Consider the following 11,626-nt stretch of genomic DNA (forward strand, 5'->3'; position numbering starts at 1 on the left):
CGGGCCTGCCGGTCTGGGCGACGGTGACGCCGCCGTACACTGACAGCACCATGGCGACCACCACCGCAGCGCGCCCCCGCACCTACGAGGTCCGGACCTACGGGTGCCAGATGAACGTGCACGACTCGGAGCGTCTCAGCGGGTCACTCGAGGCGGCCGGGTACGTGCCGGCTGTGGACGAGCAGGCCGACGTCGTCGTGATCAACACCTGCGCGGTCCGCGAGAACGCGGACAACCGCCTGTACGGCAACCTCGGCCACCTGGCCGGGGTCAAGCGTGAGCACGAGGGGCTGCAGATCGCCGTCGGCGGGTGCCTGGCGCAGAAGGACAAGAACGTCATCCTCGAGAAGGCCCCGTGGGTCGACGTCGTGTTCGGCACGCACAACATGGGCTCGCTGCCCGCGATGCTCGAGCGCGCACGCCACAACGGCGAGGCGCAGGTCGAGATCCTCGAGGCGCTCGAGGTGTTCCCATCGACGCTGCCCACCAAGCGGGACTCCACGCACAGCGGGTGGGTGTCGATCTCCGTCGGCTGCAACAACACGTGCACGTTCTGCATCGTCCCGTCGCTCCGGGGCAAGGAGAAGGACCGCCGACCGGGCGACGTCCTGGCCGAGATCCAGGCGCTCGTGGACGACGGCGCGATCGAGGTCACGTTGCTCGGCCAGAACGTCAACTCGTACGGCGTCGAGTTCGGCGACCGCCAGGCGTTCAGCAATCTCCTCCGCGCTGCCGGTTCGATCGAGGGGCTCGAGCGGGTCCGGTTCACCAGCCCGCACCCCGCCGCGTTCACCGACGACGTCATCGACGCCATGGCCGAGACGCCGAACGTGATGCCGCAGCTCCACATGCCGCTGCAGTCCGGCTCGGACCGCATCCTCCGGGCGATGCGGCGGAGCTACCGCAGCGACCGCTTCCTCGGGATCCTCGACCGGGTCCGTGCCCGCATCCCGCACGCGGCGATCTCGACCGACATCATCGTCGGTTTCCCCGGCGAGACCGAGGCCGACTTCCAGGACACGCTCCGGGTCGTCGAGCGTGCACGGTTCGCGTCGGCGTTCACGTTCCAGTACTCCATCCGCCCGGGGACGCCCGCGGCGACGATGGAGCAACAGGTGCCGAAGGAGGTCGTGCAGGACCGCTACGACCGACTCGTGGCGCTGCAGGACCGGATCGTCGCCGAGGAGAACGCACGGCAGGTCGGCCGAACGGTCGAGGTCCTCGTCGCGACGGGCGAGGGGCGGAAGGACGACGCGACGCACCGACTGAGCGGGCGGGCCGAGGACGCCCGTCTCGTGCACTTCGGTGTACCCGCCGGCTCGGAGGTCCCGCGCCCGGGCGACGTCGTGACGCTCGAGATCACGCGCGGCGCGCCCCGGTACCTCATCGCCGACACGAACGCGCCGCTGCGCGTCCGCCGCACCCGCGCGGGCGACGCGTGGGACCGCGCGCAGGCCGCCTCGTGTGGCGTGCCGGTCCCGGCCGACGCCGGTGCGGCGGACGCTGCGGTCGGGCCCCGGCCGGTGTCGCTCGGGCTGCCGACGCTGCGGGTCGGCGCGCCTTCCGGCCGCTGACGGTGCTCGAGACGCCTGCATCGTCGGGGGCATCGGCATCGGCATCGGCGTCGGCGTCGGCGTCTTCGGAGGCGCGGGCCAGCGATCCTGGCGTGGAGGGCCCGGACGTCATCGCGATCGTGGGTGCCACGGGCACCGGCAAGTCGGACCTGGCGCTCGGCATCGCCGAAGCACTCCGCCGAGACGGTCTCCCCGCCGAGATCGTGAACGCCGACGCGATGCAGCTGTACCGCGGGATGGACATCGGGACGGCCAAGGTCCCGATCGCCGCCCGACGCGGTGTGCCGCATCGACTGCTCGACGTGCTCGACGTGACCGACGAGGCGAGCGTCGCGGCGTACCAGCGTGACGCCCGGGCGGCGATCGACGCCGTGGTCGGAGCGGGCGCGCCGGTCGTGCTCGTCGGCGGGAGCGGCCTGTACGTGTCGAGCGTGCTCCACGACCTGTCCTTCCCCGCCACCGATCCGGAACTCCGCGCGGCGCTCGAGCGCGAGGCGGACGAGTACGGGGCGGCCGCACTGCTCGAACGACTGCGTGCCCTCGACCCCGCGGCGGCGGCAGCGGTCGACCCGCGGAACACCCGGCGTCTGGTCCGCGCCGTCGAGGTCGCGACGAACCGGGATCCGGTGCGCCCGCGCCTCCCGTCCGCACCGCGGCCGTGGCGACCGATGCGGGTGCTGCACCTGCAACGGCGGCGTGAGGTCCTCGTGCCGATGCTGCACGAGCGCGCCGCGAGGATGTTCGACGACGGCCTCGTCGACGAGGTCGCGGGCCTCGTCGACGTCGGCCTGGAGGCCGGACGGACGGCCCGCGCGGCGATCGGCTACGCGCAGGCTCTCGACGTGCTGCACGGCCGCTCGGACCTCGAGGGCGCCGTGACGTCGACCGCGGTCGCGACGCGGCAGTACGCCCGCCGACAGGTTTCCTGGTTCCGGCGGCTGCGCGAGGCGGAGTCGCTCGACGTGACCGGAGCGGGCCACGACGACCTCGAGCGGGTGGCCGTCGCCGTGGCTGCCGACCGCGGCCGCGGGGACGCGTCCGAGGCCCTCGCTAGGATCGGGGCGTGACCGAACTCCACTTCACCAAGGGCCACGGCACGGGCAACGACTTCGTGCTGTTCGCCGACCCGGACGCGACAGTGGACCTGACCCCGGAGCGCATCCGTGCCATCGCCGATCGTCGCTTCGGCGTGGGCGCCGACGGCGTGATCCGCGCGGTCAGGACGGCCGCGCTGCCGGACGGCCGATCGATCGCCGCCGTCGCTCCCGAGGCCGAGTGGTTCATGGACTACCACAACGCCGACGGCAGTGTCGCCGAGATGTGCGGCAACGGCGTGCGGGTGTTCGCGCGCTACCTGACCGACGCCGGACTGGTCGACCTCGCGCCGGGCGAGACCCTGGCGATCGGGACGCGGAAGGGCGTGGTCGACCTGCAGCGGTCGACCAACGGGTTCTCGGCCGACCTCGGACGATGGGGGCTCGGGATCGCCGGTCTCGACGGCGACGAGGTCCTCGTCCGCGTTCGCAACCTCGACGGCGCGCGCCCGGGCCTCCCGATCGACGTCGGCAACCCGCACGTCGTCGTCGCCGTGGCGACGGACGACGAACTCGCGGGGCTCGACCTGACCTACGTGCCGGTCCTCGAGCCGACACCGCCCGCGGGCGCGAACGTCGAGTTCGTCCTGCCCGGCGATCCGCTCGTGCGCGACGGCGTCGGCCACATCACGATGCGCGTCCACGAGCGCGGCAGTGGCGAGACCCTGTCGTGCGGCACGGGGGCCGTCGCGGCGGCCCTGGCGGTCCGCCACTGGGCCGGTCCGCAGGCGCCGGACACCTGGCGGGTCCGCGTGCCCGGCGGCGTCCTGACGGTCCGGATGGCCGCTGCGGAGGACGGCGAGCACGTCGCGCTGAGCGGTCCCGCCGACCTGGTGTTCGAGGGCGACCTCACCGTCTGACGGCCGGTGCCGTGACGCACCCGCCGCGATCAGCGTGTCCGGTGCACACGGATGACGCGGTACCCGCGGTCGGTCGTCGCGCGCGTGACCACGAGGTCGGTGTCGAGCGTCTCGGCCAGCCACCGCTGCAGCGAGTCGCCGCCCAGGTTCTTGGCCACCACGAGCCAGGCGTCCCCACCCGGTTCCAGGCGCGGGAGCCACGTGAGCAGGATCGAGTGGAGCTCGTCCTTGCCCACCCGGATCGGGGGGTTCGACCAGATGGTGGCGAACCGGAGGTCCTTCGGCACCGCCTCCGGCAGACGCACCGTGACGTTCCGGGCACCGGCCGTCGCCGCGTTCGCCCGAGCTAGGTCGAGCACACGCTCGTTGACGTCGACGCCCCAGACCTCGGCCTCGGGCGCCTGCAGCGCCATGGCGATGCTGAGCGGACCCCACCCGCAGCCGACGTCGAGGAGCGCCCCGGTCGCGGGCGGTGGCGGCACGCTCTGCAGCAACACCCGCGTGCCCGCGTCGAGCCGGTCCGGGCTGAAGACGCCCGCGGCGGTGGCGAGGTTGAGCGTCCTCCCGGCCAGGGTGACCGTGATTCGCCGCGGTCGGGCGTCGCTCTCCGGCTGGGCCGAGAAGTAGTGCTCGTTCGCCATGGATGAACCGTACCGGCATCTCCGTGTGTCGCCGGGTGCTCGGAGGTAGCCTGTGGACGATGACGGAGCAGGACGACATGGTCGAGGGTGTCCTCGAGGAGCAGCAGCACGACGGTGTGGTCGAGCGGGTGTTGCGGAACGCCGAGAGCAGGACGACCCCGGCGGTGTTCGCGCCGGCGCAGGCGATCCAGGCCACCGACGCCGAGGTCGTGGGGTGGCAGGGCGACGGCGAACAGTACGACCGTGAGGACCGCGCCGCGCTGCGTCGCGTGTCCGGTCTGTCCACCGAGCTCGAGGACGTCACCGAGGTCGAGTACCGGCAGCTGCGGCTCGAGCGCGTCGTCCTCATCGGCGTGTACGCGCAGGGTGACGCCCAGGACGCCGAGAACTCGATCCGTGAGCTCGCTGCCCTCGCGGAGACGGCGGGCGCGGTCGTGCTCGACGGTCTGCTCCAGCGCCGCCCGCACCCGGACCCGAGCACGTACCTCGGCCGCGGCAAGGCCGAGGAACTCGCGATGGTCGTCAAGGCGACGGGCGCGGACACCGTCATCGCCGACACGGAACTCGCGCCGAGCCAACGCCGTGCGCTCGAGGACGTCGTCAAGGTGAAGGTCATCGACCGCACCGCCGTCATCCTCGACATCTTCAGCCAGCACGCCAAGAGCCGCGAGGGCAAGGCACAGGTCGAACTCGCGCAGCTCGAGTACCTGCTCCCGCGCCTCCGTGGTTGGGGTGAGTCGATGTCCCGTCAGGCGGGTGGCCAGGTCGGCAGCGCGGGCGCCGGCATGGGGTCCCGTGGTCCCGGTGAGACCAAGATCGAGCTCGATCGGCGTCGCATCCACACCCGGATGGCCCGGCTGCGTCGACAGATCGCGGGGTTCGCCCCGGCGCGCGAGGCGAAGCGCGCCGAGCGGCACCGCAACGAGGTGCCGAGCGTCGCCATCGCGGGGTACACGAACGCCGGCAAGTCGAGCCTGCTCAACCGCCTGACCTCCGCGGGCGTCCTCGTGCAGAACCAGCTCTTCGCCACCCTGGACGCGACCGTCCGTCGGACCGAGACCGGGGGTGGCCGCCCGTTCACGTTCGTCGACACCGTCGGGTTCGTCCGGAACCTGCCCCACCAGCTCGTCGAGGCCTTCCGGTCCACGCTCGAGGAGGTCGGTGAGGCCGACGTCGTGCTGCACGTGGTCGACGGCTCCCACCCCGACCCGGGCGCGCAGCTGAGCACCGTCCGCGACGTCATCGCCGACGTGGGTGCTCGGGACGTGCCCGAGGTGGTCGCGTTCAACAAGGCCGATCTCGTCGACGCCGACCAGCGGCTCGTCCTCCGCGGCCTCGTACCGGACGCCGTCTTCGTGTCCGCGCGGACCGGCGAGGGGATCCCCGAGCTGCTCGCCGCGATCGAGGCGCGTCTGCCGGAGCCCGACGTCGAGCTGACGATCGTGGTCCCGTACGACCGAGGCGACCTGGTGTCCCGGCTGCACGACGAGGGTGCGGTGGAGCGGACCGAGTACGTGGTCGACGGCACCCGCCTGGACGTCCGCGTCTTCGCGCGCCAGGTCAGCGAGCTCGCGCCGTTCGTGGTCGCGCCGGTCCACTCCGCCTGAGCGGAGCGTCGCGGCCGGGAGGCCCCGAACGGGGCCCGGCGCACCACCGTGCCGTTCCGCGTCCAGCGGACGGACCCGGGTGTGCGCGACGTCACACGGAGCGCAGGACCGCCACGACGCGTCCGAGCACCGTGGCCGCGTCGCCGAGGATCGGCTCGAACGCGGTGTTCCGCGGGAGCAGCCAGGTGTGGCCGTCGCGCTGGCGGAACACCTTGACCGTCGCCTCCTCGTCGAGCATCGCGGCGACGATCTCGCCGTTCTCGGCGGTCTGCTGGCTCCGCACGACGACCCAGTCGCCGTCGCAGATCGCGGCGTCGACCATGGAGTCCCCGACCACGCGGAGCATGAACAGGTCACCGGTCCCGACCAGCTGACGGGGGAGCGGGACGATCTCGTCGACGTGCTGTTCGGCCGTGATCGGGATACCGGCGGCGATCCGGCCGACGAGGGGAACGAGCGTCGTCGCGTCGATGTCCGGTCCGTCCTCCGGTCGGGGCTCGTCCACGAGGACCTCGAGCGCGCGCGGTCGGTTCGGATCGCGGCGGATCCAGCCGCCGAGCTCGAGCTGACCGAGCTGGTGCGTGACGCTCGACAGTGAGGAGAGGCCGACCGCGTCACCGATCTCGCGCATGCTCGGCGGGTACCCGCGGTTCGCGATCGAGGAGCGGATGGCGTCGAGGATCGCCTGCTGCTTCGGGGTCAGGGGCTTCTGGGTGCGCATCTCGCGTGGTGCGTCGTCTGCCATGTGCGTCGTGCTCCCCGGTCCGGCCAGTGGTCGTCGCCCCGTCCGACGGGAATGTCGGTGGTTCCCGTCAGGCTGGCTCCAGTCGATCGAAACTGTACCCGCCAGGACCAGGCGCGCCAAACACCTGTTCGAGCGTGTCGTCGATCCGACACCCCGTTCAGCATCAGTAGGACTTGCGCGCGCTTCGGATCGAACCTATGTTCGGTACAGGTCTTCGGACCACCGAGGCGACCCATGTACGAGGAAGGCGTCAGCATGAGCACCATCAGCAGCACATCCGCCGGTACGGTCCGTCCCCGGCTCCGGATCACTCGGCGGGGCCGGGTCGTCCTCACCACCGTCAGTGCACTCCCCGTGTTGCTCGTGGTCGCCCTCGCCGCCCTCAACGGTGGGCAGGCCGCAGCGGGGGACCACGCGGCGCACGTGCACTTCACGACGGTGACGATCCAGCCGGGCGAGTCCCTGTGGCAACTCGCGCAGGACGAAGCCCCGAACGTCGACCCGCGCGAGTTCGTGCAGGACGTCGTCGACCTCAACAACCTCCCGAGCGCCGCCGTCCAGGCGGGCGAGAAGCTCGCCATCCCGACGCAGTACACGACGGGCTCCTGATCGGCCTCCCGGACGGGGTGACGCCGTCGTCATCCCGTCCGGCTGGTCGGTCCGCGTTGACTGCCGCCGCCCTACGATGGTCCGGTGGCGATCACCCTGGACGACCTCCCCATCCGTGACGACCTCCGTGGTCAGACCCCGTACGGGGCGCCGCAGAAGCACGTCCGCGTCCAGCTGAACGTCAACGAGAACACGCATCCCGTGCCGCCCGAGGTCGCCGAGGACATCCTCGCCTCGATCGGCGCGGCGCTCGCCACGGTGAACCGCTACCCGGACCGCGAGTTCACCGCGCTGCGCTCGTCGCTCGCCTCGTACCTCGGGCACGGCCTCGCGCCGGAACACGTCTGGGCGGCGAACGGTTCGAACGAGGTCATCCAGCAGCTCTTGCAGGCGTTCGGCGGTCCCGGGCGGTCCGTCCTCGGGTTCCCGCCCACCTACTCGATGCACTCCATCATCGCCTCGGGTACCGGTACCCGGTGGATCCCCGCGCAGCGGGACGCCGAGTTCGGCATCAGCCCGGCGACGGCGGTCGCGGCGGTGCGCGAGCATCGCCCCGACATCGTGTTCTTCTGCGGTCCGAACAACCCGACGGGCACGCCGCTGTCGCTCGACACCGTGGCCGAGGCCTACGACGCGACGGACGGCATCGTCATGGTGGACGAGGCCTACGCGGAGTTCATGCCGAAGGACCAGCCCTCGGCCCTGACCCTGCTGCCCGGGCGGGAGCGGCTCGTCGTGTCGCGGACGATGAGCAAGGCGTTCGCCTTCGCGGGCGCGCGCGTCGGCTACCTGGCGGCCGATCCCGCGGTGGTCGACGCGCTCCGCCTCGTCCGGCTGCCGTACCACCTGTCGGCCCTGACGCAGGCCGCCGCGGTCGCCGCGCTGCGGCACGCGCCGGAGATGCTCCGGATGGTCGACGACATCGTGGTCCAGCGCGACCGGATGGTCCGCGAGCTCGGGGACATGGGCTTCCGCCCCTACGAGACCTGGTCCAACTTCGTGCTCTTCGGCGGCGTGGCGGAACCCCGCCGCGTGTTCGAGGAACTCCTCGAGCGTGACGTCATCGTCCGCGACCTCGGGATCCCCGAGCACCTTCGGGTCAGTGCCGGGACGGCCGACGAGACCTCGGCGTTCCTCACGGCGATGCGCGAGATCGACCCCGTTAGGGTTGGAGCATGACCGGCTCGCGCACCGCTTCGATCACCCGCGCGACGAGCGAGTCGAGCGTCACGTTGTCGCTCGACCTCGACGGCACCGGTCGTTCCTCGGTCTCGACATCGGTCCCGTTCTACGACCACATGCTCACCGCGTTCGCGAAACACTCGCTCATCGACCTCCAGGTCGAGGCATCGGGTGACACCGACATCGACGCGCACCACACCGTGGAGGACACCGGCATCGTCCTCGGGCAGGCGCTGCGGCAGGCGCTCGGCGACCGCGCCGGGATCGGGCGGTACGGCGACGCGCTCGTGCCCCTGGACGAGGCGCTCGCCCAGGCCGTGGTCGACGTCTCGGGTCGTCCCTACCTCGTCCACACGGGGGAGCCCGAGGGCTTCGCGTTGCACCGCATCGGCGGCCACTTCACCGGCTCGCTCGTCCGGCACGTGTTCGAGGCCGTGACGATGCACGCCGGTCTCACCGTGCACGTCCGGGTCCTCGCGGGCCGTGACCCGCACCACATCGCCGAGGCCGAGTTCAAGGCGTTCGCGCGGGCACTGCGTGCGGCGGTCCAGCCGGACCCGCGGGTGGAGGGCATCCCGTCCACGAAGGGTTCGCTGTGAGCGCTCGTCCGGACGTCGTCGTGCTCGACTACGGGTCGGGCAACATCCACTCGGCCGCCAAGGCGCTCGAGCGGGCGGGGGCGGACGTCACGGTCACGGCGGACCGCCAGGCTGCGCTCGCGGCCGACGGGCTCGTCGTCCCTGGGGTCGGCGCGTTCCGGGCGGTGATGGACCAGCTCGACACCGTGCGGGGCGGCGACCTCGTCGACCGACGGCTCGCCGGGGGCAAGCCGGTGCTCGGCGTGTGCGTCGGCATGCAGGTGATGTTCGAGCGGGGCGTCGAGCGCGGGTCCGATGTGCCGGGACTCGGGCAGTGGCCGGGGACGATCCACCAGTTGCGCGCGGAGGTCCTGCCGCACATGGGGTGGAACACCGTGCAGCCGCCCGCCGACTCCGTGCTCTTCGACGGTCTGAGCGGCGAGCGGTTCTACTTCGTCCACTCCTACGGCGCGACGTCCCTCGACATCGACGCACAGCCGCCGTTCCCCGCCCCGAAGGTGACGTGGGCCGAGCACGGCGAGCGCTTCGTCGCGGCGGTCGAGAACGGTGCGCTCGCAGCGACCCAGTTCCACCCGGAGAAGTCGGGCGAGCCGGGCATCGCGCTGCTCCGGAACTGGCTCCGGACCCTCTGACCCTCCGAACCCGGGAACACCATGAGCGATTCCTCCACCACACCGGCCCTCGTCCTGCTGCCCGCGGTCGACATCGTCGACGGCACGGCCGTCCGGCTGACCCGGGGCGAAGCCGGCAGCGAGACCGGGTACGGTGACCCCGTCGACGCCGCCGCCGCGTGGCGCGAGCAGGGCGCCGAGTGGATCCACCTCGTCGACCTCGACGCGGCGTTCGGTCGTGGCGACAACCGCGATGTGATCGGGCGCGTCATCGCCGCGGTCGACGGCGTGTCGGTCGAGCTGTCCGGAGGCATCCGTGACGACGCCTCGCTCGAGGCGGCGCTCGCGACGGGAGCGGCCCGGGTCAACCTCGGCACAGCGGCGCTCGAGCACCCGGACTGGGCCGCTCGCGTGATCGGCGAGCACGGGGAGCGCATCGCCGTGGGCCTCGACGTCCGCGGGACGACCCTCGCCTCCCGTGGGTGGACCGAGGACGCGGGCGACCTGTTCACCGTCCTCGCCCGGCTCGAGGACGCCGGGTGTGCGCGCTACGTCGTGACGGACGTGACGAAGGACGGCACGCTGCAGGGGCCGAACGTCGACCTCCTGCGGCAGGTCCTCGAGCGCACCGAACGACCTGTGGTCGCCTCGGGCGGTGTCTCGGCGCTCGAGGACCTCCGATCGCTCCGCGAACTCGTGCCCCTGGGGCTCGAGGGCGCGATCATCGGCAAGGCGCTGTACTCCGGTGCGTTCACCCTGCCCGCGGCGCTCGAGGTCGCGGGGGAGTAGGGCGTGGCCGCCGACCATCACGACCACGCCGGTCACCACCACGGTGGCGACGGCACATCCGCGTCCTCCGGCATGGCGGCCGACAGCGCGGGTCTCCCGTGGGCGGGCCGCACGTTCCAGGCGCACGACACGACGTTCGCGGGCGACGACGGCACGGCCGACCCGGCGCTGTCCGCAGCGCTCGAGGGCGTCCGGGCGGGGACGGGCTCGCACGTCACGGTGCTCGACGCGCTCCGCGGCGCCCGGTTGCTCGTGCCGCTCGTGGCCCACGCCGGTGACGTCGGGGTGGGACCGGACGGCCGCCCGGTGGACAAGACGCAGGAGCTCTCGATCGTCACGGTGGCGGGGCCGGACGGGCGCCGCGTGATGCCGGCGTTCACCTCGGTCGACGCCATGCGGTCGTGGGACCCGCGAGCTCGACCCGTCCCGGTCGAGTCCCGCCGCGTCGCGCTCGCGGCGGCGAGTGAGGGCACGGAGCTCATCGTGCTCGACCCGACCGCGCCGACGGAGTTCGTCGTGCGCCGTCCGGCCGTGTGGGCGCTGGGACAGGACGTCCCCTGGGTTCCCAGCTACGCGGACCCGCTCGTCGGCGAGGCCTTCGTCGCGTCGTTCGCCGACGAGCCCGACGTCGTCCGGGTGGAATTGGCCCCTGGCGACGCCGGCGGCCGCTTCGCGGGCCCCGAACTCATCGTCGGTCTCGTGCTCGTACCCGGTCTGGATGCGGAGGCGGTGCGCGGACTCGTGTCGCGCCTCCAGGCCCGCTGGTCGGCGGACCGGTTCATCACCGAGCACGTCGACAGCCTCGGCGTCGCGCTCCGGGCGGCCTGAGCGGAGCGCTGGGGCGTCGGGCGGAGCGCTGGGCCGTCCGGCGGAGCGCTGGGCCGTCTGGCGGAGCGCTGGGTCGTCCGGCCGGAGCGCGCGGGGCCGCGTGAGCGGACCGTGGCGCGCTGGTCGACCGGCCCGCGGCGCCCTAGTTGACCGGCCCGGTGTACTTCTCGCCCGGTCCCTGCCCCGGTGCATCGGGGATGCTCGACGCCTCGCGGAAGGCGAGCTGCACGCTCCGGAGGCCGTCGCGGAGTGGACGGGCGTGGTGGTCGCCGATCTCCGGGGCGGCAGCGGTGACCAGCCCGGCCAGGGCCGTGATCAGCTTCCGCGCCTCGTCGAGGTCCGTCTGCGAGTCCGGGTCGTCCGCGAGCCCGACCTTGACGGCGGCCGCGCTGAGCAGGTGGATGCTGACGGTGTTGATGAGTTCGACCGCGGGGACCTCCGCGATGTCCCGGGCGGCACCGCCCTCCTCGGGTGACTCGTCCGTCAC

The 11,626-nt window shown here is 72.5% G+C and carries 13 protein-coding genes; 10 read left to right on the forward strand and 3 right to left on the reverse strand.

Features of this window, described 5'->3' with window-relative positions; genetic code table 11:
• Positions 1–50: 50 nt before the first annotated feature.
• From miaB to dapF, 3 genes are all read left to right on the forward strand, one after another.
• Positions 51–1,574, forward strand: a complete 1,524-nt coding sequence (gene miaB / locus DEI82_RS13785) for a tRNA (N6-isopentenyl adenosine(37)-C2)-methylthiotransferase MiaB (protein WP_111037303.1) — start codon at positions 51–53, stop codon at positions 1,572–1,574.
• Between the two features lie 92 nt (positions 1,575–1,666).
• Positions 1,667–2,641: a tRNA (adenosine(37)-N6)-dimethylallyltransferase MiaA gene (miaA, locus tag DEI82_RS13790; protein ID WP_111037304.1), complete on the forward strand. Its 975-nt coding sequence runs from the start codon at positions 1,667–1,669 to the stop codon at positions 2,639–2,641.
• Positions 2,638–3,528 (forward strand): diaminopimelate epimerase, encoded by an 891-nt coding sequence (gene dapF, locus DEI82_RS13795; RefSeq protein WP_111037305.1) that lies wholly within the window; start codon positions 2,638–2,640, stop codon positions 3,526–3,528. The genes miaA and dapF overlap by 4 nt, the downstream gene beginning before the upstream one ends.
• A gap of 29 nt (positions 3,529–3,557) precedes the next feature.
• On the opposite strand, the gene DEI82_RS13800 is transcribed toward dapF, so the two are convergent.
• Complete coding sequence (locus DEI82_RS13800) at positions 3,558–4,169, reverse strand: class I SAM-dependent methyltransferase (protein WP_111037306.1); 612 nt, start codon at positions 4,167–4,169, stop codon at positions 3,558–3,560.
• A 59-nt stretch (positions 4,170–4,228) separates the two neighbouring features.
• On the opposite strand from DEI82_RS13800, the gene hflX reads away from it, so the two are divergent.
• Positions 4,229–5,776: a GTPase HflX gene (gene hflX, locus DEI82_RS13805; protein ID WP_181435218.1), complete on the forward strand. Its 1,548-nt coding sequence runs from the start codon at positions 4,229–4,231 to the stop codon at positions 5,774–5,776.
• A gap of 91 nt (positions 5,777–5,867) precedes the next feature.
• Here the strand turns inward: hflX and lexA are convergent, their stop codons facing one another.
• Complete coding sequence (gene lexA / locus DEI82_RS13810; protein WP_111011124.1) at positions 5,868–6,521, reverse strand: transcriptional repressor LexA; 654 nt, start codon at positions 6,519–6,521, stop codon at positions 5,868–5,870.
• A 255-nt stretch (positions 6,522–6,776) separates the two neighbouring features.
• Between lexA and DEI82_RS13815 the strand changes: the two genes are divergently transcribed.
• The 6 genes from DEI82_RS13815 (at position 6,777) to DEI82_RS13840 (ending at position 11,139) form a co-directional block, all read left to right on the forward strand.
• Positions 6,777–7,130, forward strand: a complete 354-nt coding sequence (locus DEI82_RS13815) for a LysM peptidoglycan-binding domain-containing protein (protein WP_258370220.1) — start codon at positions 6,777–6,779, stop codon at positions 7,128–7,130.
• Positions 7,131–7,214: 84 nt separating this feature from the next.
• Entirely contained in the window at positions 7,215–8,309 is a 1,095-nt protein-coding gene (locus DEI82_RS13820) for a histidinol-phosphate transaminase (RefSeq protein ID WP_111014000.1), read from the forward strand.
• Positions 8,306–8,911: an imidazoleglycerol-phosphate dehydratase HisB gene (hisB, locus tag DEI82_RS13825; protein WP_111037307.1), complete on the forward strand. Its 606-nt coding sequence runs from the start codon at positions 8,306–8,308 to the stop codon at positions 8,909–8,911. Before DEI82_RS13820 ends, hisB begins: the two co-directional genes overlap by 4 nt.
• Positions 8,908–9,543, forward strand: coding sequence for an imidazole glycerol phosphate synthase subunit HisH (hisH, locus tag DEI82_RS13830; RefSeq protein ID WP_111011128.1), 636 nt, complete (start codon positions 8,908–8,910; stop codon positions 9,541–9,543). The genes hisB and hisH overlap by 4 nt, the downstream gene beginning before the upstream one ends.
• Positions 9,544–9,564: 21 nt before the next feature.
• Positions 9,565–10,311 carry a bifunctional 1-(5-phosphoribosyl)-5-((5-phosphoribosylamino)methylideneamino)imidazole-4-carboxamide isomerase/phosphoribosylanthranilate isomerase PriA gene (gene priA, locus DEI82_RS13835; RefSeq protein WP_111013998.1) on the forward strand — a complete coding sequence of 249 codons (747 nt, stop codon included), beginning with the start codon at positions 9,565–9,567 and terminating at the stop codon, positions 10,309–10,311.
• A 72-nt stretch (positions 10,312–10,383) separates the two neighbouring features.
• Positions 10,384–11,139, forward strand: coding sequence for an SseB family protein (locus tag DEI82_RS13840; protein ID WP_111037312.1), 756 nt, complete (start codon positions 10,384–10,386; stop codon positions 11,137–11,139).
• A 142-nt stretch (positions 11,140–11,281) separates the two neighbouring features.
• Here the strand turns inward: DEI82_RS13840 and DEI82_RS13845 are convergent, their stop codons facing one another.
• The gene (locus tag DEI82_RS13845) at positions 11,282–11,626 is read right to left on the reverse strand and encodes a DUF1844 domain-containing protein (protein WP_111037313.1); all 345 of its coding nucleotides are present in this window, start codon (positions 11,624–11,626) and stop codon (positions 11,282–11,284) included.

Source organism: Curtobacterium sp. MCBD17_019, from assembly GCF_003234555.1.
GTDB lineage: Bacteria > Actinomycetota > Actinomycetes > Actinomycetales > Microbacteriaceae > Curtobacterium.

Coding starts and splice junctions, on each gene's coding strand:
- miaB (WP_111037303.1), top strand. CDS start 51: ATGGCGACCACCACCGCAGCGCGCCCCCGCACCTACGAGGTCCGGACC.
- DEI82_RS13800 (WP_111037306.1), bottom strand. CDS start 4,169: ATGGCGAACGAGCACTACTTCTCGGCCCAGCCGGAGAGCGACGCCCGA.
- hflX (WP_181435218.1), top strand. CDS start 4,229: ATGACGGAGCAGGACGACATGGTCGAGGGTGTCCTCGAGGAGCAGCAG.
- lexA (WP_111011124.1), bottom strand. CDS start 6,521: ATGGCAGACGACGCACCACGCGAGATGCGCACCCAGAAGCCCCTGACC.
- DEI82_RS13815 (WP_258370220.1), top strand. CDS start 6,777: ATGAGCACCATCAGCAGCACATCCGCCGGTACGGTCCGTCCCCGGCTC.
- hisB (WP_111037307.1), top strand. CDS start 8,306: ATGACCGGCTCGCGCACCGCTTCGATCACCCGCGCGACGAGCGAGTCG.
- priA (WP_111013998.1), top strand. CDS start 9,565: ATGAGCGATTCCTCCACCACACCGGCCCTCGTCCTGCTGCCCGCGGTC.
- DEI82_RS13840 (WP_111037312.1), top strand. CDS start 10,384: ATGGCGGCCGACAGCGCGGGTCTCCCGTGGGCGGGCCGCACGTTCCAG.